This is a genomic window from Neobacillus sp. SM06 (assembly GCF_050496765.1).
Lineage (GTDB): Bacteria > Bacillota > Bacilli > Bacillales > Cytobacillaceae > JAEVLT01.
The window spans coordinates 131165-154307 of record NZ_JBNWEO010000018.1; the positions used below are offsets into that span (position 1 = coordinate 131165).

General features: G+C 42.5%; 26 protein-coding genes and 1 other annotated feature. All 26 genes read left to right on the forward strand.

Annotation, left to right across the window (positions count from 1 at the left end):
* Window positions 1-115: 115 nt before the first annotated feature.
* The 26 genes from ACQYAD_RS15730 to obgE all read left to right on the forward strand — a co-directional run bounded on the left by ACQYAD_RS15730 (window position 116) and on the right by obgE (window position 23120).
* On the forward strand, window positions 116-736 hold the full coding sequence (locus ACQYAD_RS15730; RefSeq protein WP_430239596.1) for a hypothetical protein: 621 nt from the start codon (window positions 116-118) through the stop codon (window positions 734-736).
* A 1-nt stretch (window position 737) separates the two neighbouring features.
* Window positions 738-1772 (forward strand): G5 domain-containing protein, encoded by a 1035-nt coding sequence (locus tag ACQYAD_RS15735; RefSeq protein WP_430239597.1) that lies wholly within the window; start codon window positions 738-740, stop codon window positions 1770-1772.
* Window positions 1773-1797: 25 nt separating this feature from the next.
* The gene (locus ACQYAD_RS15740) at window positions 1798-3459 is read left to right on the forward strand and encodes a GspE/PulE family protein (protein WP_430239598.1); all 1662 of its coding nucleotides are present in this window, start codon (window positions 1798-1800) and stop codon (window positions 3457-3459) included.
* Between the two features lie 12 nt (window positions 3460-3471).
* The gene (locus ACQYAD_RS15745) at window positions 3472-4512 is read left to right on the forward strand and encodes a type IV pilus twitching motility protein PilT (RefSeq protein WP_430239600.1); all 1041 of its coding nucleotides are present in this window, start codon (window positions 3472-3474) and stop codon (window positions 4510-4512) included.
* 1 nt (window position 4513) lies between these two features.
* A complete protein-coding gene (locus tag ACQYAD_RS15750) occupies window positions 4514-5728 on the forward strand; it encodes a type II secretion system F family protein (RefSeq protein WP_430239601.1) in 1215 nt (404 codons plus the stop codon).
* Window positions 5729-5860: 132 nt separating this feature from the next.
* Window positions 5861-6295, forward strand: a complete 435-nt coding sequence (locus ACQYAD_RS15755) for a pilin (RefSeq protein WP_430239602.1) — start codon at window positions 5861-5863, stop codon at window positions 6293-6295.
* Window positions 6292-7050 carry a prepilin peptidase gene (locus ACQYAD_RS15760; RefSeq protein WP_430239603.1) on the forward strand — a complete coding sequence of 253 codons (759 nt, stop codon included), beginning with the start codon at window positions 6292-6294 and terminating at the stop codon, window positions 7048-7050. Before ACQYAD_RS15755 ends, ACQYAD_RS15760 begins: the two co-directional genes overlap by 4 nt.
* A gap of 12 nt (window positions 7051-7062) precedes the next feature.
* A complete protein-coding gene (gene pilM / locus ACQYAD_RS15765) occupies window positions 7063-8055 on the forward strand; it encodes a type IV pilus biogenesis protein PilM (RefSeq protein WP_430239606.1) in 993 nt (330 codons plus the stop codon).
* Window positions 8052-8822: a PilN domain-containing protein gene (locus ACQYAD_RS15770; protein ID WP_430239608.1), complete on the forward strand. Its 771-nt coding sequence runs from the start codon at window positions 8052-8054 to the stop codon at window positions 8820-8822. Before pilM ends, ACQYAD_RS15770 begins: the two co-directional genes overlap by 4 nt.
* Complete coding sequence (locus tag ACQYAD_RS15775) at window positions 8819-9598, forward strand: hypothetical protein (protein WP_430239610.1); 780 nt, start codon at window positions 8819-8821, stop codon at window positions 9596-9598. Before ACQYAD_RS15770 ends, ACQYAD_RS15775 begins: the two co-directional genes overlap by 4 nt.
* A 118-nt stretch (window positions 9599-9716) precedes the next feature.
* Window positions 9717-10760, forward strand: a complete 1044-nt coding sequence (locus ACQYAD_RS15780; protein ID WP_430239611.1) for a hypothetical protein — start codon at window positions 9717-9719, stop codon at window positions 10758-10760.
* Window positions 10761-11087: 327 nt separating this feature from the next.
* Window positions 11088-11666, forward strand: coding sequence for a Maf family protein (locus ACQYAD_RS15785; RefSeq protein ID WP_430239613.1), 579 nt, complete (start codon window positions 11088-11090; stop codon window positions 11664-11666).
* 37 nt (window positions 11667-11703) lie between these two features.
* A complete protein-coding gene (radC, locus tag ACQYAD_RS15790; RefSeq protein ID WP_430239615.1) occupies window positions 11704-12393 on the forward strand; it encodes a RadC family protein in 690 nt (229 codons plus the stop codon).
* Between the two features lie 158 nt (window positions 12394-12551).
* Window positions 12552-13574, forward strand: a complete 1023-nt coding sequence (locus tag ACQYAD_RS15795; RefSeq protein WP_430239616.1) for a rod shape-determining protein — start codon at window positions 12552-12554, stop codon at window positions 13572-13574.
* Window positions 13575-13591: 17 nt separating this feature from the next.
* Complete coding sequence (mreC, locus tag ACQYAD_RS15800) at window positions 13592-14470, forward strand: rod shape-determining protein MreC (protein ID WP_430239618.1); 879 nt, start codon at window positions 13592-13594, stop codon at window positions 14468-14470.
* Window positions 14467-14985: a rod shape-determining protein MreD gene (gene mreD, locus ACQYAD_RS15805; RefSeq protein WP_430239619.1), complete on the forward strand. Its 519-nt coding sequence runs from the start codon at window positions 14467-14469 to the stop codon at window positions 14983-14985. Before mreC ends, mreD begins: the two co-directional genes overlap by 4 nt.
* A gap of 152 nt (window positions 14986-15137) precedes the next feature.
* The gene (minC, locus tag ACQYAD_RS15810; RefSeq protein ID WP_430239621.1) at window positions 15138-15818 is read left to right on the forward strand and encodes a septum site-determining protein MinC; all 681 of its coding nucleotides are present in this window, start codon (window positions 15138-15140) and stop codon (window positions 15816-15818) included.
* Window position 15819: 1 nt separating this feature from the next.
* Window positions 15820-16623: a septum site-determining protein MinD gene (gene minD, locus ACQYAD_RS15815; protein ID WP_430239623.1), complete on the forward strand. Its 804-nt coding sequence runs from the start codon at window positions 15820-15822 to the stop codon at window positions 16621-16623.
* Between the two features lie 141 nt (window positions 16624-16764).
* Window positions 16765-17541, forward strand: coding sequence for a peptidoglycan DD-metalloendopeptidase family protein (locus ACQYAD_RS15820; RefSeq protein ID WP_430239624.1), 777 nt, complete (start codon window positions 16765-16767; stop codon window positions 17539-17541).
* Entirely contained in the window at window positions 17534-18400 is an 867-nt protein-coding gene (locus tag ACQYAD_RS15825) for a M50 family metallopeptidase (RefSeq protein ID WP_430239626.1), read from the forward strand. The genes ACQYAD_RS15820 and ACQYAD_RS15825 overlap by 8 nt, the downstream gene beginning before the upstream one ends.
* 54 nt (window positions 18401-18454) lie before the next feature.
* Complete coding sequence (locus ACQYAD_RS15830; protein ID WP_430239627.1) at window positions 18455-19942, forward strand: Rne/Rng family ribonuclease; 1488 nt, start codon at window positions 18455-18457, stop codon at window positions 19940-19942.
* 47 nt (window positions 19943-19989) lie between these two features.
* Window positions 19990-20070 (forward strand) — a sequence feature (ribosomal protein L21 leader region).
* Between the two features lie 13 nt (window positions 20071-20083).
* Window positions 20084-20392, forward strand: a complete 309-nt coding sequence (gene rplU / locus ACQYAD_RS15835) for a 50S ribosomal protein L21 (protein WP_430239628.1) — start codon at window positions 20084-20086, stop codon at window positions 20390-20392.
* A 15-nt stretch (window positions 20393-20407) separates the two neighbouring features.
* The gene (locus ACQYAD_RS15840; protein ID WP_430239629.1) at window positions 20408-20740 is read left to right on the forward strand and encodes a ribosomal-processing cysteine protease Prp; all 333 of its coding nucleotides are present in this window, start codon (window positions 20408-20410) and stop codon (window positions 20738-20740) included.
* Between the two features lie 12 nt (window positions 20741-20752).
* A complete protein-coding gene (gene rpmA, locus ACQYAD_RS15845; protein ID WP_430239631.1) occupies window positions 20753-21043 on the forward strand; it encodes a 50S ribosomal protein L27 in 291 nt (96 codons plus the stop codon).
* Window positions 21044-21224: 181 nt separating this feature from the next.
* The gene (locus tag ACQYAD_RS15850; protein ID WP_430239632.1) at window positions 21225-21758 is read left to right on the forward strand and encodes a Spo0B C-terminal domain-containing protein; all 534 of its coding nucleotides are present in this window, start codon (window positions 21225-21227) and stop codon (window positions 21756-21758) included.
* A 75-nt stretch (window positions 21759-21833) separates the two neighbouring features.
* Window positions 21834-23120, forward strand: coding sequence for a GTPase ObgE (gene obgE / locus ACQYAD_RS15855; RefSeq protein WP_430239633.1), 1287 nt, complete (start codon window positions 21834-21836; stop codon window positions 23118-23120).
* The last annotated feature ends 23 nt before the right edge of the window (window positions 23121-23143 follow it).

The following is a 23143-nucleotide window of genomic DNA, read 5'->3' on the forward strand; positions in this document are numbered from 1 at the left end:
TTAAACTAGCTAAAATTATTATACAATATCAAAGAGAAGAAGTTTGTTTTTTTTAGGCTAAATGAATCATCTTTTCATTATTTTTGCAGAAGGATGTCGGAAAAGGAGGAAGAAAATGGTGCTTGCTGTCTGGGTCTTTAGTTCGATTCTTTTGGTCGGCGTGATGGTAACTGTCCTGCCCCTTGGCTTGAGTAAATCAGGTAAAGCCATCGCAACGTTTTCCTCCTTGCTTTTGGCAATGGCAGGGCTTGCTGCAGCAGTTTCTTTCCCGCTTTGGTTTACTTTTGTTCTCCTGCTCCTGCTTGCTTTTTTGACAGCATCTCTACTCGACAGCCGCTGGCATCGATTCATATACAAAAAAAGCAGCCAGTTTACTGTTCCCGATTTTTATGTGGCAGATCAAGATTCGCTTGCTGCTGAAAATAAAGAGCTAAACGTCCCTGAACAGCCTCCGGTTTTGGCAAACATATCTCCTGGATTCATGGAGCCTGCATCGGTTGTGCCTGATATCGAGGAAGATCTTGTCCGTATGTTAAGCCGAAATCAAGATGCTGGGGAGGAAGAAACATTCAAAATGTCCGAACTCGAAACAGACTACTTGTCTGATATTGAAGAATTGCTGGCAGCGAGGGTGGAAAATGGAATTGATTCTGTAGACATGGAGCAGTCAAGCACGGCCTTAGAACAAGAAAGTGAAATTCCATTGGTGACTGTTGACAGCAGCGGAGGCAAGTAGGATGAAAAAAAACATTCAATTGCTTAAATTATTTTTCGCCATTTCTGGCAGTACGGCGATTATCTTTAGTTCCGCCTATTTTGGCTCTAAACTGTATGGAGATTTTAAAAAATCAACAGCTACTGTCCGGTCTGCTTCCCAAATGAAGCAGAAGAATACGGTGGTTTCAACAGCTGCCCCAGCAAAAAAGGCGCTGCCAGTCGTGATTAGCCAGGCGTCGATCAGCAGTGCTCAGCTTCCGAATGATGCACACGATTTGCTTGGAAATAATTTGAAAATTGAACTTCCAGCGGAATCAACGTTTTCGTTTTTAGGCTTTTTAAAAAGTAGGAAGTTGGAACACGACGTCAGCAGCGAAGCACTCAGCATGATCGGATCATTACTGTATCAAACCATTTTGCCAACCAATTTTACGGTTGAAGAGCGTACGATTAGCAGCCATCTGCCCCGATTTGCGAAAATTGGCTACGAAACGAAAGTAAGTACAGACCAAAACCTTGATTTGTCATTTTACAATCCAAACAGCACTTCATATACATTGGAATTTCAATTCAATCAAGGCATCTTAAAAACGGTGCTAATCGGTGCGCCACTGTCTGCACAATTCAAGATCCGCACAAGCGAAGTGCAAACGTATAAGCCGAAAACAATCATTCAATACAGTTCACTCATAGAGCAAGGAAAGAAAAAAATTACCGTTGCTGGTGAAAATGGCCGAATGGTCAAGGTGTATAAAGATACGTTCCGAAATCAAGAACAAATCAAATCAGAACTAGTGGCAGAAGATTATTACGCGCCTGTTTACCGTGTTGAAATTCATCCGCTAATAGCTCCGGCAGCCCCGTTGTCCTCACAGACAGCCGACCCAACAGTTGCCCAGCCTGCTAATCCAGCAGAAAGTCAAAAGCTGCAGCCGGGAGCAGATCAATCGAGTGCGGCAGGGAATAGTTTGCAGACCGATTCTGCCGGTCAAGCCTCCTCATCAAACGCAAACGCAAGCAATCTTTTCGGAAAACCGGCTGAACTGCCAAAATAATTTTTACAAGTAAGGAGGTGGAACGATGAACCAGACTCGCAAGCGACTAGGTGATCTCCTGGTAGAAGCCGGTCTAATTACAGAGGAACAACTTCAGACTACTTTAAAAGAAAAGCCTGCTGAACAGCGGCTCGGCGATGCTTTGTTGATGCGGGGGTATATTACTGAGCAGCAATTGATTGAGGTTCTGGAGTTTCAACTTGGGATCCCTCATGTCAGTTTGTATCGCTACCCATTCGATTCAACGCTTTTTTCGCTCATCCCAAAAGAAGAAGCAAGGCGAAACTTAATTATTCCGTTAAAAAAAGACGGTAACCGCTTGTTTGTGGCAATGGCTGATCCAATGGATTTTTTCGTCATTGACGATCTGCGGCTGGCAACTGGTTTTCAAATTGAAGCGGCGATTGCAACAAAAGATGATATATTGCGATCCATTTCTAAATATTACGATGTAAATGAAGGGTTTGAAGAATTGCTTGGCGAACTGGGCCAGCCGGAAATAACTGAAGTTGAAGACGTTTCCGATCAGGATTCGCCCATTGTCAGGCTTGTCAATCAAATCATGAGCAATGCTGTTGTTCAGAGGGCAAGTGATATTCATATTGATCCACAGGAGACGAAGATTGCCGTGCGCTACCGTGTGGACGGCATTCTCCGAAATGAGCGGGTTTTGCCGCGTCATATGCAAAGTATGCTGATTGCCCGGATTAAAATAATGGCCAACTTGGACATCACGGAACACCGGATTCCACAAGACGGACGGATCAAAATCAATTTAGACTTTCATCCGATTGATTTAAGGGTATCAACCATGCCAACGATCTATGGTGAAAAAATCGTGATGCGGCTTCTCGACATGGGGACCACTTTAAATGATATAACCAAATTGGGATTTAACTCGCTTAATTTTAAACGATTCACAGAGTTGATTACAAAACCGACTGGAATGGTTTTAATCACAGGACCTACTGGATCGGGGAAGTCATCCACCCTATATGCCGCGTTAAATAAACTTAACAGTGAAGAAGTCAACATGATTACAATTGAAGATCCGGTAGAATACCAGATTGAAGGAATCAACCAAATTCAAGTCAATCAGCAGGTGGGAATGACTTTTGCTGCCGGTCTCCGTTCCATTCTCCGGCAGGATCCAAATATTATTATGGTCGGTGAAATCCGCGATAAGGAAACGGTTGAAGTGGCGATTCGCGCATCTTTAACCGGACATCTTGTGCTTAGCACTTTGCATACAAATGATTCGTTAGGGACAATCACTAGACTTCTTGATATGGGAGTCGAGCCGTTTCTTCTAGCCGCCTCTTTAAGCGGGGTCGTTGCCCAGCGGCTTGTTCGTAAAATCTGCCGCGACTGTGCTGGAGTTCATGAACCATCAAAGCGGGAAGTGGAGATTTTTTCAAAGCGCGGAATTAAGCTTGATCAAGTTGTTCGCGGAAAGGGCTGCTCTTCCTGCAATATGACCGGTTACAAAGGGAGAATTGCTCTTCATGAAGTGCTTGTTTTAAATGAAGACATGCGCCGGGTGATCATGAATGGCGAGAGTTTTCAGAAGATGAGAGAGCTGGCGATAAAAAATAAAACCATTTTTTTATTGGATGATGGATTGTTAAAGGTCAAACAAGGGCTGACGACGACCGAAGAAGTATTGCGTGTAGCCATGTTAGAGTAGGAGTGCCGAAAAATGAAGGAAAAAATTGATTATTTACTGCGGGCTGCTTTTGAATTAAAGGCATCGGATATTCACTTAACGGTTGGTGTTCCTCCCGTTATGCGTATCAATGGCGAATTGAGACGCTATGGAAAAGAACCGTTGACGCCAGCCGATACAGAGGGAATGGCAAAAGAAATCGTTCCCTTACAGATGTGGGAGTTGTTCAAAGAAAAAGGCGAGCTTGATTTTTCATATGGAATTCCCGGGGTTTCGCGCTTTCGCGTAAATACGTACCACCAGCGGACATGTGTGTCTATGGCAATCCGGATTGTTCCTTCAAAGATTCCAACACTGGAAGAACTTGAATTGCCTGATATCTTGAAAAAAATGATTGAAAAACCGCACGGCTTGATTTTGGTTACCGGACCAACGGGAAGCGGCAAATCAACAACCCTAGCGGCAATGATTCATTATATGAACCAGCATATGCATAATCATGTGATAACGCTTGAAGATCCGATTGAATACCTTCATAAGCATGGCAGCTGCATTATCGATCAGCGTGAGGTCGGCTTTGATACAAGGAACTTTGCCAATGGGTTGCGCGCGGCGCTCCGCCAGGATCCCGATGTGATTCTTGTTGGCGAGATGCGGGATTTAGAAACGATTCAAACAGCGATTACCGCAGCAGAAACAGGGCACCTTGTATTGGGGACGCTGCATACATCGAGCGCACCGGCAACAATCAACCGCATTATTGATGTATTTTCACCGGCACAGCAGCCGCAAATACGCATTCAGCTTGCATCGGTTTTAGTTGGCATTGTTTCGCAGCGCTTATTTCCCACCATCGATCGAAATGGGAGAAAAGCGGCGACTGAAATTATGATCAACAACTCTGCGATTGCGAATCTCATCCGGAATGAAAAAATTCATCAAATTGTCAGCATCATGCAAGCTTCCCGTTCTAAAGGAATGCACACGCTTGAGGCAAGCATCAAAGAGCTGATTGAGCATGGCCACATTCAAAAAGAAATCGCGCTTCCTTATTTGCAGGAGAAGTATAATTAAGATGGCTAGATTCAAATATTTGGGACGCGATACGCGTGGAAAGCGGCAAGGTACGGTTAATGCAGCATCCAAGCGTGAGGCAATGCTGAAGTTAAAAGAAGAGGGCATTCGGATTATTGAAGTTCACGAAGTTCCGGAAACCTGGTTAACGAAGGATATTACGCTTGGCAGTCCTGTCAAGCTTCAGCATTTTGTGATCTATTTAAGACAGTTTTCCACATTAATAAAAGCGGGCGTTACGGTTGTTGATGCTACGAAAATTCTTGCCTCTCAAACCGAGAGCAGGCATCTGAAGCGATCCTTGCTTACAATTGAACAGGACTTGCGTGAAGGAAATCCATTATCAGAGGCAGCAGCAAAGTTTCCGAAAATCTTCACCTCCATGTTTATTAATATGGTAAAAGCAGGTGAGGCAGGAGGAAATATGGATGAAACGCTGGAGCGGCTTGCCGATCATTTTGAGAAGCAGCATTTTACGAGGCAAAAGATTGTCTCAGCACTTATGTATCCATTGGTAGTGGGCTGTATTGCGATCGCAGTTGTTCTTTTCCTGCTTGTGGCGGTTGTTCCGACGTTTGTCCAGATGTTTGCCGATATGGGCAGCACGCTTCCGGCCATTACAAGATTTGTCCTTGGCGCAAGCAGTTTTATGCAAAAGTTCTGGTGGTTTGTTGTCGTTGCTTTAATTGGGCTAGCGGTTTTGTTTGTTTTTTTGCGAAGCAAGCGGAAGTCAAAGTATTATTTGGATTACTTTGCCCTTAGGATTCCCGTTTTCGGGAAAATGCTGCAAAAAGCCGCGATCGCTAGGATGATGCGGACACTCAGTTCGTTGTTTTCCAGCTCGGTTCCAATTTTGCAGGCGATGGCGATTGTCGAGAGGGTTGTTGAAAATGAGGTATTGGCAAAGGTGGTCCGTGAGTCGCGAGATTCGCTTGAAAAAGGAAAGTCGATGGCGATTCCAATGAAAGCACACTGGGCCTTTCCGCCGCTCGTAACGCAAATGATTGCCATCGGCGAAGAAACAGGTGCACTTGATTCCATGCTGAGTAAAGTGGCTGATTTTTATGAGAAGGAAGTAGAAGCAAGTACAGACCGGCTAAAGTCGCTTATTGAACCGCTGATGATTGTTTTGTTGGCAGCGCTTGTCGGAACGATCGTAACGGCAATTATCGTGCCGATGTTTGATCTGTTTAATCAAATCCAGCAAAAGTACTAAATGGTGGAAATTAAAACTTCGACAAATGTTTACAAAAAGTACAAAAAAATTATTTCATATTAAAATAATACCATTATAATAGAAGAGTAGAAAACGAATAGTTCAACCGAACTAAAAAAGGAGAGAAGAACAATGATTAAACTAGTAAAAAAGAAACTCAAAGATCAGCGCGGATTAACACTAGTCGAATTACTGGCTGTTATTGTGATTTTGGGAATTATCTCGGCCATCGCAGTGCCGAATATTGGAAATGTGATTTCCAACTCTAAAGATAAAGCGAAAGTAGCAGAAGGTCTTCAAATAATTGAAGCAGCCAAATTGTATGTTGCAAATAATGGGGATAGTATTACTTTTGACAAAGATGGAAAAGCCACTTTAGATAATAACACACTGGGTTCGTATTTGGATCATGTAAAAGATAATAGTTATGTTGTAAATTTAACAAAGGATGCTAATACTGGAAAGATTTCTTATTCTTTATCAAGTCATGAATCGGTTGCATTGGCTGCAAAAAGTGGTGCATCAGAAGCAACCGAACAGGATTTAGTTGATTATAGTAAAAAATGATTCAATTTTTACTATTCTTATACGGTCTCATCTTCGGCTCCTTTTTTAATGTTGTTGGTCTGAGGGTGCCGGTAAAGCAGTCGATTGTTGCGCCACGGTCGGCTTGTCCATTTTGTGGCCGCCAGCTAAAAGTGTATGAGCTGATACCAGTTATCTCGTTTTTGCTTCAAGGGGGAAAGTGCCGCGGCTGCAAAGCGCGCATTTCTCCCCTTTACCCAATTGTGGAATTACTGACAGGAGTTTTGTTCGCAGTCGCACCGGTTTTTGTAGGCTGGTCCCAGGAACTGATTGTGGCTTGGACGTTAATCTCCCTGCTAATGATTATATTTGTTTCCGATCTTCGCTATATGCTGATCCCTGATAAAATTTTGTTGATTTTTTCCGGAATTTTTTTGTTGGAACGAATAGTTATTCCACTTACGCCATGGAGGGACAGCCTGTTTGGTGCTGCAACCGGCTTTTTGCTGCTGCTTGCCATTGCACTCATCAGCAAAGGTGGCATGGGCGGCGGCGATATTAAGCTGTTTGCTGTGATCGGGTTTGTGCTCGGCGTAAAACTCGTAGTATTGTCTTTTTTTCTATCAGCCTTATATGGCGCAATCTTTGGAATTGCCGCATTGCTGTTAAAAATAGTAAAAAGACGGCAGCCGATTCCGTTCGGTCCCTTTATTGTGGCCGGAACCATATCTGCCTATTTTTGGGGTTCAACGCTTATTGCTTTGTATTTTCACTTCCTAGAACATGGCTTTTCATAAGGAGTTTTCGAAATGGCTTTCACTCTCATTACAGCAAAAAATCGTCATGCAAATCTGGTCATCAACGACCACTCCATTCGCTTCGTCGAACTTTTGCGCTCCCATCCTCTTACCATTCACAAATGGCGTGAGCATGATCTGCCGCCAGGGATTATCAGCGGTGGAAAGATTGCCGATTATGAAACATTATCCAATATTCTTGAAGAATGCATTGAAGATTGGAAGATTCATAAGCGGGATCTCCGTTTTCTCGTTCCGGACTCCCTTGTTATTATTCGAAAAATCTCCGTTCCTAAAGACATTCAAGATGATGAAATGCAGGGCTATTTGTACTTAGAAATGGGGTCAAGTATTCATTTGCCGTTTGAAGATCCGGTATTTGATTACTTCCCATTAAAAACGACTGAAAAAACAAAGGAAATACTGCTGTTTGCCGCACCTGAGAAAAATGTTCTTGAGTACGCAAATTTGTTTGCAACATTAAAGCTGAATCCAGTCGCAGCAGATATTTCTCCGCTTTCCTTATACCGATTGTATGATTATCTGGGCGATACAAGCGAAAAAGAGATTCTCTTTACGGTTCAATTTGACATAACAAGTGTAACCATTGCTATTTTTGAAGGAACTGTACCATATGTCATGCGCCAGTTCCCTCTCCCATTTGAAAGCAATAAGTGGGAAATTCGGCGGGGCGAGACTGCAAATGAATACGTTTATAATGGAAATGAAAACGAGATGTTGCTCCAGATCGAAGATATACAAAAAGAAATGAACAAACTGATGGATTTTTATAAGTATTCCTTAAACAATGGAAAAAAAGAAATCACGTTGATCCTTTTAAATGGGGATCACCCAATGCTTCCGTTTATTTTTCGAGAATTAAAAGAAAATTCTACTGTTCCCGTGGAAATTCTTACACTTAAAGGCAACGCAAGGATAAAAACAGCTTCTATTCCTCCAGGGCATTTTCTTGCATTAGGCCTGGCGCTTAAAGAGGTGAAATGATGCTCGTAGAAATCAATCTGCTGCCGAAAAAGGAGCCAAGAAAATTTGGCTTTTTTGCGGCGATGCTGATTTTCGCCGTCGTATTTTTATCGATAGCAGCCATATATTTTTGGCAAATCCATTCAACCAATCAGCAATTGGAAAAAACCAATAAACAACTCGCACTGCTAGATAAAGTAATCGAAACCAAGACGATCCAATCAAGTCAGAACAAAACGCCAAATTCTGTGAATCGTTTAAAAAAATCGATCGATTGGGTGGAGTCATCAAAAATGGAAACGGTGCCTGTTCTGGATGAGCTAACCTCCCTATTGCCAGAGCGTGGTTTTATCCTTTCCTATCAATCAGAAACGGAATCCGATACTGTAAAGTTGTCGGTGCAGTTTGATACTGCAAACGATGCTGCTTATTATTTAAACCGTCTCAACCAATCAAAAATGGTGGCCGAAGCAAGTATTGGTACCATTAGCAGCAATCCGGCTTCAACAGATGGATCGGCAACCTCCAATTCTTCGGCAACTATGCCAGGATTAGGGACAAACAGTCAAGTTCAAACAAGCAGTGGTAATCTAACGAACGGAAATAATTCTGCGGGAATAAAGGATGTTGCAGGTGCAGTAAATGGCCTGGCGCCAGTTGATCCCAGCAGTTCAAATACTCAGGGAATCCCCCGTTCCCTGGCTCAGTTTACAATTAAGCTGAATCGGGAGGAAATAAAGAAAATCGAAAATAACAACAATCAAGCGGAAGGGGCAGCAGGACCATGAACATTTATTTTTCGAAACAGCAAAAGCTGGTTCTGTTAATCGCGATGCTGCTCTTGATCTCATTTGTGTTATTTTTGCAATTCGTATTTTTACAACCTGCAAAAGCAGAATTAATGGCAAAACAAAAGACACTGCAAACCGAACAAAGGCTTGCCGTAGTTACGGCGCAAAAAAAGACCGGACAACCAAAGGATGAAATAGCAGACACTCACGCCCTTCAGTTGAAGCTGCCGGTAAAACCGCTTCAAGCACAGTTTATGTTAGCATTACAAAAAGTTGAAACCCAATCAAATAGCGAGATTAAGTCGATGAATTTTACAAATGATAAACAAGCTGCTTCCATGACAAACCAGTCAAATCCCCTAGCAGGGATGATCCAGCCGCCGCAAAACAGCAACCCAGGGACAAGCGGTTCATCCCAGCAAAGCGCAACCACTGGCAAACAGCCAGCAACGGTTGCAATACCAAATGGTTTAGAAAAATTAACCGTTCAATTGACTGTCCAATCACCAAGCTATCAAGACTTTGAAAAATTCATTGAAAATCTTGAAGGATTAAAGCGCTTGGTTGTGGTTGAAGCGATTCAGTATGCCGGTCCGAATGAAACGACTGCCATAACACGAGAAAGCAGACCATTTACGTCTACTCTTACGGTTTCCGCATTTTATATGGCAAATTTACCAGACTTGGAAAAGGATCTTCCAAAGATCGATACCCCGGAGCCAGCGGGGAAAAATGATCCATTAAACCAATTTCCCACTATCGTGAATCGATAGAAAAGGGGAAATTTGACGAAATCATTCGATAACAAGACGACAAAAGTCTTGTTATTTTTTTTGGCAACTATGATAGGATAGAACAGATCAGCCGTCAGGTGGAAAGGAGCGACTGCAAATGGACAAGCTGGAAAGCGGCAAAACGATTACGATAAAAATTAATGGCAAAAATCAGCCATTTATCGACGAACAAGCAGAAAAAGGAAGTCAAATGGAAACAGAGCCTGCAAAATCAACAGCCGATCTTCACGCAAAACCGGAAGCCCATCAAGAAGTAGCGGCTTCAAAGGAAGCGGCTGAAGAAAGCTTTGACTGGATTTTTCCGGAAGCAGAAACAGGGATACCGGAAATAGCTACTTATAAAAAGGTGAACAACGCTGGAGTAAAAACGCAAAAACTTTCTGCCGCATATAAAAAGGATCATATGCAAAAAAGACCGATCAAGACTATTCTTTTTTCAACCATATTTGCCGTCCTCATCGGGACAAGTTTTGGGATGCTTATGCTCAAGCTGGTTGTGATGAATCCAAGCAAACCGGCAGTCGTTGAACCCCCTGCAGCAGGTAATCAGGCAGCAGCTTCACCAAGCAGCAGTTCGGAATCTGCTGTGCTGAAAGCTTTTACGACGTATGTTGTACAAGAAGGCGTCTACACTTTAAAGAAATCAGCTGAGGACATCTCGAAATTAGCTGTGCAAAAAGGTTTGCCAGCCAAAGTTGTTGAGATCAACGGCCAGAACTTTTTGTTCCTCGGAATTGCAAATTCACTGGAAGCGGCAAAAGGGATGGAAAATGTTTATAAAGGAAAAGGGGTAAATGAACCATACTCAAAGGCATTGGCTGTTCCCGAAAAAAAACTAACGAATGTAAGCCAAGCTGAAAAAATATTCAGTGAAGCAATGCCAGCGTATTTTTTAACAATATCAAAAGCTGCAGCGAATGCAATGGCCTCGGCTGATGTGCCCGCCAATTTGCAAAAAGATCTTGCATCAATTTCCATAGATGAAAAGCAGGTAAAAAACAAGCAGTTAAAAAGTTTAGCAACAGCTTTAGCAGGAGCCAATGAACAATTAAAGGAGTTTCAAAAATCCAAAAATCAGCAAGCAATTGTTAAAGCCCAACAAGACCTGCTAACATTTCTTCAATTGTATTACTCACTGTAATTTTTTCGCCAAAATCTAACGAAATTCGATTATTTTCCGGGAAATGGAGAAGCTGTCATTATACACGACAGCTTCTTTTGATTATTTTGGCTACTCAGAATTTATATCCATAAATTCTGAATGGGAATCAAAGAAAGCATATGATCCTCGAAATGGGAATGATATATAACTTGGTAGCGTAGCAGGATTTATTTTGTAAACAGAAAATTTAATTGCATAGTTAGACAAATTTTATCAAATTTTAACAAATAGAAATTGTTTACTTTCGCTATTTTTGATACGATAAAAATGTATCTCCCGATTCTGAACAAAAGGCATGGTGATTTTATGCAGAACCTCATACTAGCCTCTTCTTCTCCGCGCCGCAAACAACTACTAGAAAACCTTCAAGTAACTTTCCAAGTTATGAGCAGTGAAGTAGATGAAAGCTTTGACTCTACGCTCACACCGGAAGAAATTGTTATGGAGCTGGCAGGTCGAAAAGCGATGGCTGTTTTTGAGGCAAATCCTTCTTCGTTTGTCATTGGCGCTGATACAATTGTAGTTGCTCAAGATCATGTATTAGGTAAGCCAAAGGACAAGCAGGAGGCTTTTGAAATGCTAAAAAAGCTATCAGGAAAGCAGCATGATGTTTTTACCGGTGTTTCGATAATGTCTCCACATTTTTCATCTCGTTTCTATGAAAAAACAGAAGTTGTGTTTTGGGAGTTGACGGACAAAGAAATTGAAGCCTATGTGCAAACGGGTGAACCGCTTGATAAAGCCGGGGCATATGGCATTCAGGAATTCGGCAGCATGCTTGTCAAAAAAATACACGGTGATTATTTTGCCGTTGTTGGACTCCCTGTTGCAAGGACGATTCGTGAACTGAAAAGAGCGGGTTACAGGCTTCCATTTTCCCTATAGCATCCCCGCAACTCCCGAGCCAAAGGGAGGAATAATTTTGTCAACCAACACGTTAATGATTCGTGATTTTCCCCAGGATGAAAGACCAAGGGAACGCTTTATTCAACAGGGACCGCAAAGTTTATCGAACCATGAATTGATTGCCATTTTACTCCGTACTGGCACAAAAGATGAATCGGTTTTGCAATTATCCAATCGGCTTCTTTCCCATTTCGAAGGGCTGAGACAACTAAAGTCCGCAACCTTAGAAGAAATAACCGCGATTAAAGGAATCGGTTCGGCAAAGGCAATTCAGGTTCTTGCCGCGATTGAAATCGGCAGAAGGGTAACAAGTTTGACGTTTGCAGACCGATATGTCATTCGCTCTCCAGAAGATGGCGCCAAATATGTCATGGATGAAATGCGCTTCCTTTCACAAGAACATTTTGTCTGCCTATACCTCAATACGAAAAATCAAGTTCTTCACAAACACACTGTCTTTATCGGCAGTCTAAATGCTTCGATTGTGCATCCGCGCGAAGTGTATCGAGAGGCATTAAAACGCTCAGCTGCTTCCATTATTTGTCTGCATAACCACCCTTCCGGTGACCCTACGCCAAGCCGAGAGGATATTGAAGTGACACGAAGGCTTTCAGAAAGCGGAAAAATCATTGGCGTTGATCTATTGGATCATTTGATTATTGGGGAAAATAAATTTGTGAGTCTTAAGGAAAAAGGGTATGTATGATACTATGATTTTCATGGACGTTACGATATAATAATGTTTATGATTTTTTCGGATTCATTGCATTATTGAATCCTGCTAGTTTATTGGAACCCATTGAAAAATAAGTAAAAAATTCACCTTACCTAAATGCATTTCGTATCAGAAAGGGAGATACAGCTATGTTTGGAATTGGTTCAAGAGATCTAGGAATGGACTTGGGAACAGCAAATACACTTGTTTTTGTAAAAGGAAAGGGCATCGTTGTCCGCGAGCCTTCCGTTGTTGCTTTGCAGACAGATACAAAGCAAATTGTCGCAGTCGGAAATGATGCAAAAAACATGATCGGCCGGACACCGGGGAACATCGTCGCTCTAAGGCCAATGAAAGATGGCGTCATCGCTGACTATGAAACCACGGCAACGATGATGAAATATTATATTAAACAGGCAATGAAAAATAAAAGCTTTTTCTCAGGAAAACCGTATGTAATGGTTTGCGTTCCATCTGGAATTACAGCTGTTGAGGAGAGAGCGGTTATTGATGCAACAAGGGCTGCTGGGGCGCGTGATGCCTTTACGATTGAAGAACCGTTTGCCGCTGCGATTGGCGCAAACCTGCCTGTTTGGGAACCGACCGGTAGCATGGTTGTTGACATTGGCGGGGGTACAACCGAAGTGGCGATCATTTCGCTTGGAGGAATTGTCACAAGCCAATCGATACGAATTGCCGGTGATGAGATGGATGAAGCCATTATTTCCTATATCCGCAAGAATTATAATTTGATGATTGGTGATCGTACAGCTGAAACAATTAAGATGGAAATCGGTTCAGCAGGAGATCCTGAAGGGATTGACAATATGGAAATCCGCGGACGTGATCTTTTGACAGGACTACCGAAAACGATCGAAATTACAGCCGAAGAAATTGCCGGAGCCTTAAAAGACACGGTATATGCGATTGTCGACGCAGTTAAAAACACATTGGAAAATACACCACCAGAATTGGCTGCAGATATCATGGACCGGGGCATTGTTTTGACAGGCGGGGGCGCCCTTTTGCGCAATTTGGACAAGGTGATAAGCGAGGAAACGAAAATGCCAGTTTTAATTGCTGAAAGTCCGCTTGATTGTGTCGCAATTGGAACAGGAAAAGCATTAGAGCATATCCACTTATTTAAAAATAAAGCGAAAGACTCACGATAATAACAGAGGTGTAAATCATGCCACAATTTTTCTGGAATAAAAGGCTGATTATGCTGCTTGTCAGCATTATCATTCTCGTGGCGTTGATTGGGTTTTCTTTACGGGGGAGGAGTCAGCCCTCCTGGCCAGAGCAGTTTGTAAAAGACACTGCTGGCTGGATTCAGTCCCTTGTTTCAAAGCCTGCCCAATATGTTGCCAGCTTCATTGGAAACCTTCAAGATTTGCAAAACACATATGACGAAAATAAACAATTGAAAACTCGCGTGGAAAAAATCGTCAGTTTAGAAGCGCAAGTACAAATGCTAAAAAAAGAAAATAAGCAGCTGCGCGATGTATTAGGCGAGAAAAAATCGTTGAGTGATAAAGAGCCAATGGCGGCAGCGGTAATTGGCAGAAATCCTGATCGATGGCAGGAAATTGTAATTATTGATAAGGGAAAAGTCAACGGCATTAAACAAAATATGGCGGTTATGACCGCTACCGGTTTAGTTGGTAAAGTAAAAAGCGTGAACCAATTTACTTCTACTGTCCAGCTGTTAAGTGCGATGGATCCGAAAAACCGGATTTCTGCAATTGTCCAAGGCAGCAACACAAACGGAACAGTCGAAGGGTATGACGAAGAGAAGAAGCTTTTGCTCGTTAAACGAATCCCGTATGACGCAAAAGTTGCGAAGGGGCAAACGGTCATTACCTCAGGATTGGGCGGCGTTTTTCCCGAAGGGCTTTTAATCGGAACGGTTGTTGATGTCAAACCGGATCAATATGGATTAAATCAAACAGCTTACGTCAAGCCTGGAGCGGACTTTTATGAGATTCGAAACGTTCTTGTCATCACAAGACTTATGCCCCAGCCTAGTTTAAGTCAAATGGGAAGCCAAAAGGGGGAGAATTTTTGAGAAAATTTCTTCTTCCTTTACTCTTTTTATTTTTGTTTGTTTTTGAAAGCATCTTTATGCAATTCTTACCAGGTACTATATTTCAAAGGGAATGGATCCTGGCTCCTCACTTTTTAATTGCCGCAATTCTTTTTTTTACGATCTATGGCAGCGAGAGGCGCGGTATACTCTACGGATTATTATTTGGACTTCTATTTGATGTCGTCTATACCGAAATCATTGGTATCTATTTGTTTTTGTATCCATTTGTCGCATATTTGGTGACCAAAATGATGAAGGTGCTGCAAACCAATCTTTTTTTGGCATCCTTGATGGTAGTAACTGGAGTGGCATTGGTCGAACTAGGTTCATATGAAATGAACATGCTGATCCATATAACAAGCATGAATTTTATAACTTTCGTTACGATTCGACTTTTTCCAACTTTGATTCTCAATGCAATTTTTATTCTTTTGGCCGCCTTCCCATTAAAGCGGTATTTTGAAAATTTCGCTAAAAACTTGCGCGCAGAGTAAGACAATCTTTTGTTAAAAAGAGGAGTTTTCTTTTTTTTATCGAATTCAGATATAAGGATAAAAACAATGAAAAAGCAAGCTGCCGTTCGCAAGCAGCTTGTTTAAATATGAGAAATGAATGGCTATGCTTGCTTATTGAGGTGAACTTCTTCATGAATAAACGGCAAAATGTAACAATTAAAGGAACAAAAGATGGATTGACACTAAACTTGGATGATAGCTGTTCTTTTCATGAGTTAAAAAAGGAATTGGATGATAAGCTGTCTGCTACCTACCGGGTACACGAAGACCGACCGTTGATTCATGTCAGACTTGAAACAGGAAATCGCTACTTAACAAACGCTCAGCAAGAAGAATTAAAAATGCTTGTCAGACAGAAAAAGAATCTTATTGTGGAAGAAATCCGTTCAAATGTCATCACAAAGGAAGAAGCAGAGGCATTAAGGAAGCAGCATGAAGTACTGACATTGGCAAGAATTATTCGTTCGGGACAAGTTGTTGAAGTTACCGGCGACTTGCTGCTGATCGGGGATGTGAATCCGGGCGGAACCGTAAAAGCGGGTGGCAATATATTTATCATGGGGACATTAAGAGGAATGGCGCATGCAGGCTGCTACGGCAATGAAGAGGCCGTGATTGCCGCCTCGAGCATGAAACCTTCGCAGCTAAGGATCAGTGATTGCATCAACCGTGCGCCTGACCATGCTATAAACGTTGAAAAACACGAAATGGAATGTGCTTACATAAATGAAAATCGTCAAATTATTGTTGATAGATTACAAGGTTTAGTACATCTTAGACCGAATCTAACTAGATTAGAAGGGGGACGTTAATATGGGAGAAGCGATCGTCATCACATCTGGTAAAGGCGGCGTCGGGAAAACAACAACATCTGCCAATATCGGTACTGCTCTAGCATTACAAGGAAAGAAAGTTTGCTTAGTCGATACAGATATTGGATTGCGCAATTTGGATGTTGTCATGGGGCTTGAAAATCGAATTATATATGATCTTGTAGATGTCGTCGAAGGGCGCTGCAAAATCCATCAAGCGCTTGTGAAGGATAAACGGTTTGAAGACTTGCTGTATTTGCTGCCAGCTGCCCAAACAACCGATAAATCGGCTGTTACACCGGAACAAATGAAAACGTTAATTGATCAATTGAAGCAGGATTACGATTATATTGTAATCGATTGTCCAGCCGGAATTGAGCAAGGCTACAAAAATGCGGTGGCCGGTGCCGATAAAGCAATTGTCGTCACCACTCCGGAGGTATCGGCAGTCCGTGATGCGGATCGTATTATTGGTTTGCTTGAAAAGGAAAAACACATTGAATCACCAAAGCTTGTTATTAATCGGATCCGCAACCATATGATGAAAAATGGCGATATGCTGGACGTTGATGAAATAACTACACATTTATCCATTGAGTTAATTGGCATTGTTGCCGATGATGATGAGGTCATCAAGGCATCGAATCATGGCGAGCCAATCGCAATGAACCCAACAAACAAAGCATCAATCGCCTATCGCAATATCGCCAGAAGAATTCTCGGTGAATCGATTCCACTTCAGCCGCTTGAAGACAGTGATAAAGGCGTCTTCGCGAAATTGAAAAAGTTTTTTGGCGGGAAATAATAATGAAAAGAAGTACTGAAAAAAACGCTTGAATCGAATTGTTCAAGCGTTTTATATTTGTCCATCAAGTCATACTCACCGCCTGTCCTTCATAAACTTGTACAAAGTGGAAAATGGATGAAGGATGGGGGATGAACGAGTATGGCACGCTCAAGACCTGATGAGATACGGCGGAGAATTGCCAAAAGACGAAAAGAAAACAGAGGAAACGGTTCGGAGCGCATGGTGGTTCTTCCGGAAGAGGATGAAAAATATGGCTTTAATCAGTTTGCTTCCTATGAACCGGGCGGACGGGATGAGGAAATTCACCCGTTATTCCGCAAAGAGGTGTTCTTTTTTAAGCTGCTTGCATCGATCTGTTTGTTCCTTGTCGTTGCGATCATGTTTCGAAATCAGTCGCCGGCACTGGATTCAGCAAGGTCGATTGTAAAAAACTCTTTTTCCCAGGAATTCCAATTTGCCGCTGTCAGCAAGTGGTATGAGAATAAGTTTGGCAAACCATTAGCACTCTTGCCATTTAATGAAAAAAAGCCTGATGTCAAAAACGTAAGCAATCAATATGCTGTTCCGGCATCTGGAAGAATCCTTGAGAATTTTGACAAAAATGGGCAGGGCGTAATGGTGGAAACAAGCAAAGGGTCACCGGTAAAAGCGTATAATGAAGGCGTTGTAACCTTTGCTGGAATAAAAGATGGTTTGGGAAAAACGGTTATCATCCAACATTCAGACAAGACGGAATCGTGGTATGGAAACCTCGATCAAATCAATGTCGGCTTATACGAATTTGTTTCAAAAGGAAAAGAGGTCGGCACGGTTTCGGGATCAGCCGGCAAGGACAAAACAAAGGGTGAATTTTACTTTGCCATCAAAAAAGGGGATGCGTTTATTGATCCCATTCAGGTGATTCGCTTTGACTAAAGCGTTCAAACTTTTGCAGCTTGTGCAAATTCATCCATTGTTATGGCTCGTGATTGCAGTCTCTGTTGCCACGGCGCATTTTTTAGAATTATCGATCATGATGGCGATTATTTTCATTCATGAAATGGGGCATGCTGCTGCAGCGGCTTTTTTTTCTTGGCGCATAAAAAAAATTGTCCTGCTGCCATTTGGCGGTGTAGCTGAAATGGATGAGCACGGGAACAGGCCTTTAAAAGAGGAGGCCATTGTTGTTGCTGCAGGCCCCTTGCAGCATGTGTGGATGATCGGCCTTGCGTATGTGCTCTATCTATCATCATTTATGCCTGAACCGTTCTTTCAGCTTTTTTTTCAATACAATTTGATGATTCTGTTCTTTAATCTCTTTCCGATTTGGCCGCTAGACGGCGGAAAAATGATCTTTTTACTCTTTTCATTGAAAAAATCATTTTCTCAGGCGCACCACATCACCCTAATCATCTCAGGCTTCGTTCTGAGTCTCTTTTCCCTGTTTATTGCCGTTAGTGCACCTTACCATATCAATGTTTGGGTTGTGATTGGCTTTTTGGCTTTTTCGCTCTTCCACGAATGGAAACAACGGCGATATGTTTTTATTCGCTTTTTATTGGAGCGTTATTATGGAAAAAAAACGGGATCCTATTTATTAAAGCCAATCCAAGCGGATGAAAGTGAATTGATTATTCATGTTCTCGAGCGGTTTCAACGCGGCTGCAAGCATCCAATTATGATCAGCGGCTCGGGCGGAGAACAGGCCACTCTGGATGAGAATGAAATACTGCACGCGTATTTTAGCGAAAGAAGAGTTTCGGCTAAAATAAGCGACCTTTTCTTTTCTTACTGAAATTCAAGGAAATCGTTATAATAAGAGTATAAAAGAAAAAGTGAGGCAGTAAGATTGAAAAAATTGATTGTCAATTATACAGCAAGAGAAAAGAGATTTGCCTTAGTAAACGATAACCGGGTAGAGAGCCTGGTTTTTGATCGGCCGGATCAGCAATCACTTGTCGGAAATATTTACTACGGAACCGTAACAAAGGTATTGCCCGGCATGAATGCTGTTTTTATTGAAATCGGCGAAGGGAAGCAAGCGTACCTGCCTCGCAAGCTGCTTGCAAGCTATGTACAATCCCAAGAAGATCGGGCTGTGAAAGAGAAAAAAAGTCTATCTGCCTTTGTTCATCAAGGGGAAAAAATGCTTGTGCAGATTGAAAAGGATGCTACAGGAACGAAAGGGCCAAAGGCGACAGGCATTATTGAAATTCAAGGCCGTCATCTCATCTATATGCCCCAGGGTAAGTATGTCGCTGTTTCCAAAAAGATTGCCGGGGAGAAGGAAAAAGCTGCCCTCAGAGCAATTGGCCGTCAACTAAAGAACGAGGATGAAGGTCTTATTTTTCGAACTTCAAGTTTGGACTGTTCAGAGGAAGAAGTGGCGTCAGAGCTTTTGACGCTCAGGAACCAATACCGCGAACTGCTCGGAAAAGCCGGCAGTTTCAAGTATCCAGGGTTGCTTTTGCAAAGGGATTCATTTTTGGATCAGGTGATCGAAGCAGCCAAAACCATTCCAAACGGTGAAGTCATGGTTGACGACGGAGAGGTAAAACGATTCCTTGAAACGAGCGAAGCAGTAAAAGATCGTGCAATCAATGTGACATTTTACAATCAAAAGGAAAATATTTTTGCAGCAGCCAAAATTGAACATGCGGTTGAAAAGGCGTTGAAAAGGCTTGTTTGGCTTGAAAATGGCGCATACCTTGTCTTTGATCAAACCGAAGCGCTGACGATTATTGATGTCAATACAGGCAAGTTTTCCGGAAAAGTCGATCTTGAGGATACGATTGTAAAAACAAACCTTTTGGCTGCAAAGGAAGCTGTAAGGCAATTGCGCCTTCGCGATATCGGCGGCATGATTTTGATTGATTTTATCGATATGGCAAATGACGGAGAACGGAAAGCCGTTTTAAAAGCGATTGAACAAGAAATCGAACGGGATGAAAAAAGGATCAAAGTCAGTGGCTTTACGGAGCTTGGAATACTACAGTTAACGAGGAAGAAAACGAAAGTATCACTGTCAGAAGCATTGGAAGAAAAATGTCCGGTGTGTGATGGGAAGGGAAGGGTCATGAGCGCCGAGACCGCTGCCTTTAAACTGGAACGAGAATTACTGGAACACCGCCACAGTGAATACGAAGCTGTTCTGATTGACACCACAGCGGCGGTAAAAGAAGCTTTTGAAGGTCCGGGCAAAGATTTTTTAAAGCAATTTGAAGAAATGATTCATTTAAAAATCTTTTTTTCGATTGAACCGAATCCTGTCCCGTTCTATTCCATAAGGCAATTTGGAACAATAAAAGACATTGCACAAAAAGGCGATTTCTATTGACACTCGAAAAGGTGTTGTGATAGACTTTTACTGTTATGTTTGTAGCACCTGTGCTACAACCGCACAGATCAGGTTTTAAGTTTTTGCGTTCTGCCAAACACCTGTGAATGGCGAGTCTGAGTTTATAAGGAGGTGCATTTCATGTACGCAATTATCGAAACGGGCGGTAAGCAAATCCGTGTGGAAGAAGGCCAAGCCATCTACATTGAGAAGCTTAACGCTGAAGCAGGCGAAACCGTTACTTTTGACAAGGTTCTTTTCGTTGGTGGTGATAATGTAAAGGTAGGCAGCCCATTAGTAGAAGGCGCTACGGTTACAGGAACTGTTGAAAAACAAGGCCGTCAAAAGAAAATCATTGTTTTCAAGTACAAAGCAAAGAAAAACAATCGCAAAAAGCAAGGTCATCGTCAGCCTTATACAAAAGTTGTTATCGGCAAAATCAATGCCTAAGGTGCTGGAAAATCGATGATCCAAATAACGATTAATCGTACAAAATCCGGAATCATTCATTCGTTTACGCTTGAAGGTCATGCCGACTTTGCAGATCACGGTGAAGACATTGTTTGCGCAGGAGCCTCTGCCGTTTCCTTTGGCACTGTTAACTCGGTCATCAAGTTAACCGGTGTGGAACCGGACATTGAAATGGGGGAAGGCGGCTTTCTCCACTGCGTCATTCCGAAGGGACTTTCGGAAGAAATTCAAGAGAAAGTACAACTGCTGCTTGAAGGAATGATCGTGTCACTGCAAACGATTGAACAGGATTACGGAAAGCACATAAAAATTACCTTCAAACAATAGGAGGTGAAACAAATGCTAAGATTAGATCTTCAATTTTTCGCTTCTAAAAAGGGAGTAGGTTCTACAAAGAACGGACGTGACTCAATTGCAAAGCGTCTTGGCGCGAAGCGTGCAGATGGTCAATTCGTTACTGGCGGTTCCATTCTATACCGTCAGCGCGGAACCAAAATCTATCCAGGTGAAAATGTTGGCCGCGGTGGAGACGATACTCTTTTTGCAAAAGTGGACGGCATCGTGAAATTCGAGCGCCTGGGCCGCGACCGCAAAAAAGTGAGCGTTTATCCAGTGGCACAAGAAGCATAAGCTGCCCGAAAGAAAACTCTAACCGATCGGTTAGAGTTTTCTTTTTTCCTCTGCTTGATTTTTTAGGAAAAGGATGAACAGGGAGATTCTTCAACAATCTTCGGAAAACTGCTTACGTGAAGCAGCTTTTTTGTTATACTAACAGCAAACAGTTTTGCAGGGATTATCTAGGAGTGCTTGTATGGAAAAAGAATGGAATATTATCGAGGTGCTGCGCCACTCTCGCCATGATTGGCTGAATAAACTGCAATTAATCAAAGGAAATTTAGATTTAAATCGAATTGATCGGGCAAAAGCGATTATTGATGAAATTGTTGTCGAATCGCAAAACGAATCGAGGCTGTCCAATTTGCAGCTGCCGGCTTTTGCTGCATTGTTAATGAAAGCAAACTGGGAAAACTATTTGTTTCAAGTGGAATATGAAATCCTGGAGGATACAAATGCAATCCGTGTTAATGAACGTGAACTTGTTACATGGGCGAATTTGTTTTTCGACAGTTTAAACGCATCAGTAGCAATGGAGGCAGAAAATCTTTTGGCGATTACCATTGTTCCGCTTAAAGAAGGGGCTCGGTTCTTTTTTGATTTTCGCGGAATAATAAAGGAGAAAGAACGGATTGAACAGTTCCTGATTGATGTCAGCCGATTTGCAATCGAAACATCTGTAAAGGAATTTACTGAGCATGAACTCGCAGTAGAAGTTTATAGCCCCTAAGTACGAGCAGGGCTAAAACAATTGCGATTCTCGTCCGTCATCGTTCAATTTCCAAATGCAGTCGGGAGGAAAAAAATGTTTGTAGATCGAGTGAAAATATATGTTAAAGGCGGAGATGGCGGTAATGGAATGGTTGCCTTCCGCCGCGAAAAATATGTTCCGAAAGGCGGTCCGGCCGGTGGAGATGGCGGAAAAGGAGCGGATGTGGTTTTTGAAGTCGATGAGGGACTTCGAACGTTAATGGATTTCCGCTATCAGCGCCATTTTAAAGCACCTCGGGGCGAACACGGCATGTCGAAAAACCAGCATGGAAAAAATGCGAAGGATATGATTGTAAAAGTGCCTCCCGGAACAGTGGTAATGAATGAACAGACAAAAGAAGTGATTGCCGATTTGGTTGAGCATGGGCACCGGGCTGTCATTGCAAAAGGTGGCCGCGGCGGACGGGGGAATACCCGGTTTGCAACACCAGCCAATCCTGCTCCGGAGCTATCAGAAAATGGTGAGCCTGGACAAGAGCTTGAAGTCATTCTTGAATTAAAGCTGCTTGCCGACGTTGGTCTTGTTGGATTTCCAAGCGTTGGAAAATCTACATTGCTATCTGTTGTGTCTTCAGCTAAACCAAAAATTGCGGAGTATCATTTCACAACGATTGTCCCGAATCTCGGCATGGTTGAAACGGAAGATGGGAGAAGCTTTGTGATGGCTGACTTGCCGGGATTGATTGAAGGCGCCCATTCCGGTGTAGGGCTTGGTCACCAATTTTTACGGCATATCGAACGGACAAGAGTCATTGTTCATGTCATTGATATGGCTGCCACTGAAGGTAGAGATCCATATGAAGATTTTGTTACAATCAACAATGAACTTAAAGAATATAACTTACGATTAACGGAAAGGCCGCAACTGATTGTTGCCAATAAAATGGACATGCCGGAAGCGGAAGAAAATTTACGGATATTTAAAGAAAAAGTTTCGGAGAATTTCCCTATTTTTCCAATCTCGGCGGTTACCAAGAAAGGCTTGAGAGACCTTTTATTTGCGATTGCAGATAAACTAGAAGAAACCCCTGAATTTCCCCTCGAACACCAAGAAGAATCAGGCGTGCACCGCGTCGTTTACAAGCATGAAGCTGATGTGGATTCGTTTACGATTACCCGGGACTCCGCTGGGTCGTTTATCGTTTCCGGGGAGAAGGTTGAAAAATTGTTCAAAATGACCGACTTTACGCGGGAGGAATCCGTGCGCCGCTTTGCCCGTCAGCTGCGCGGTCTTGGGGTTGATGATGCGTTAAGAAGCAAAGGAGCGAAAGACGGCGATACGGTGAAACTGTTGGACTTTGAGTTCGAATTTATCGAGTAGTCTTTTGGAGCTTGAGGTGAAGA

What these genes read in the sequence shown, in the direction of transcription:
- ACQYAD_RS15850 (WP_430239632.1), top strand. Translation starts at nt 21,225, where the DNA reads ATGGAAAAAGAATGGAATATTATCGAGGTGCTGCGCCACTCTCGCCAT.
- ACQYAD_RS15730 (WP_430239596.1), top strand. Translation starts at nt 116, where the DNA reads ATGGTGCTTGCTGTCTGGGTCTTTAGTTCGATTCTTTTGGTCGGCGTG.
- minD (WP_430239623.1), top strand. Translation starts at nt 15,820, where the DNA reads ATGGGAGAAGCGATCGTCATCACATCTGGTAAAGGCGGCGTCGGGAAA.
- ACQYAD_RS15780 (WP_430239611.1), top strand. Translation starts at nt 9,717, where the DNA reads ATGGACAAGCTGGAAAGCGGCAAAACGATTACGATAAAAATTAATGGC.
- ACQYAD_RS15785 (WP_430239613.1), top strand. Translation starts at nt 11,088, where the DNA reads ATGCAGAACCTCATACTAGCCTCTTCTTCTCCGCGCCGCAAACAACTA.
- obgE (WP_430239633.1), top strand. Translation starts at nt 21,834, where the DNA reads ATGTTTGTAGATCGAGTGAAAATATATGTTAAAGGCGGAGATGGCGGT.
- ACQYAD_RS15755 (WP_430239602.1), top strand. Translation starts at nt 5,861, where the DNA reads ATGATTAAACTAGTAAAAAAGAAACTCAAAGATCAGCGCGGATTAACA.
- ACQYAD_RS15795 (WP_430239616.1), top strand. Translation starts at nt 12,552, where the DNA reads ATGTTTGGAATTGGTTCAAGAGATCTAGGAATGGACTTGGGAACAGCA.
- minC (WP_430239621.1), top strand. Translation starts at nt 15,138, where the DNA reads ATGAATAAACGGCAAAATGTAACAATTAAAGGAACAAAAGATGGATTG.
- rpmA (WP_430239631.1), top strand. Translation starts at nt 20,753, where the DNA reads ATGCTAAGATTAGATCTTCAATTTTTCGCTTCTAAAAAGGGAGTAGGT.
- mreC (WP_430239618.1), top strand. Translation starts at nt 13,592, where the DNA reads ATGCCACAATTTTTCTGGAATAAAAGGCTGATTATGCTGCTTGTCAGC.
- pilM (WP_430239606.1), top strand. Translation starts at nt 7,063, where the DNA reads ATGGCTTTCACTCTCATTACAGCAAAAAATCGTCATGCAAATCTGGTC.
- rplU (WP_430239628.1), top strand. Translation starts at nt 20,084, where the DNA reads ATGTACGCAATTATCGAAACGGGCGGTAAGCAAATCCGTGTGGAAGAA.
- ACQYAD_RS15740 (WP_430239598.1), top strand. Translation starts at nt 1,798, where the DNA reads ATGAACCAGACTCGCAAGCGACTAGGTGATCTCCTGGTAGAAGCCGGT.
- ACQYAD_RS15820 (WP_430239624.1), top strand. Translation starts at nt 16,765, where the DNA reads ATGGCACGCTCAAGACCTGATGAGATACGGCGGAGAATTGCCAAAAGA.
- ACQYAD_RS15750 (WP_430239601.1), top strand. Translation starts at nt 4,514, where the DNA reads ATGGCTAGATTCAAATATTTGGGACGCGATACGCGTGGAAAGCGGCAA.
- ACQYAD_RS15840 (WP_430239629.1), top strand. Translation starts at nt 20,408, where the DNA reads ATGATCCAAATAACGATTAATCGTACAAAATCCGGAATCATTCATTCG.
- ACQYAD_RS15760 (WP_430239603.1), top strand. Translation starts at nt 6,292, where the DNA reads ATGATTCAATTTTTACTATTCTTATACGGTCTCATCTTCGGCTCCTTT.
- ACQYAD_RS15775 (WP_430239610.1), top strand. Translation starts at nt 8,819, where the DNA reads ATGAACATTTATTTTTCGAAACAGCAAAAGCTGGTTCTGTTAATCGCG.
- ACQYAD_RS15770 (WP_430239608.1), top strand. Translation starts at nt 8,052, where the DNA reads ATGATGCTCGTAGAAATCAATCTGCTGCCGAAAAAGGAGCCAAGAAAA.
- ACQYAD_RS15735 (WP_430239597.1), top strand. Translation starts at nt 738, where the DNA reads ATGAAAAAAAACATTCAATTGCTTAAATTATTTTTCGCCATTTCTGGC.
- ACQYAD_RS15745 (WP_430239600.1), top strand. Translation starts at nt 3,472, where the DNA reads ATGAAGGAAAAAATTGATTATTTACTGCGGGCTGCTTTTGAATTAAAG.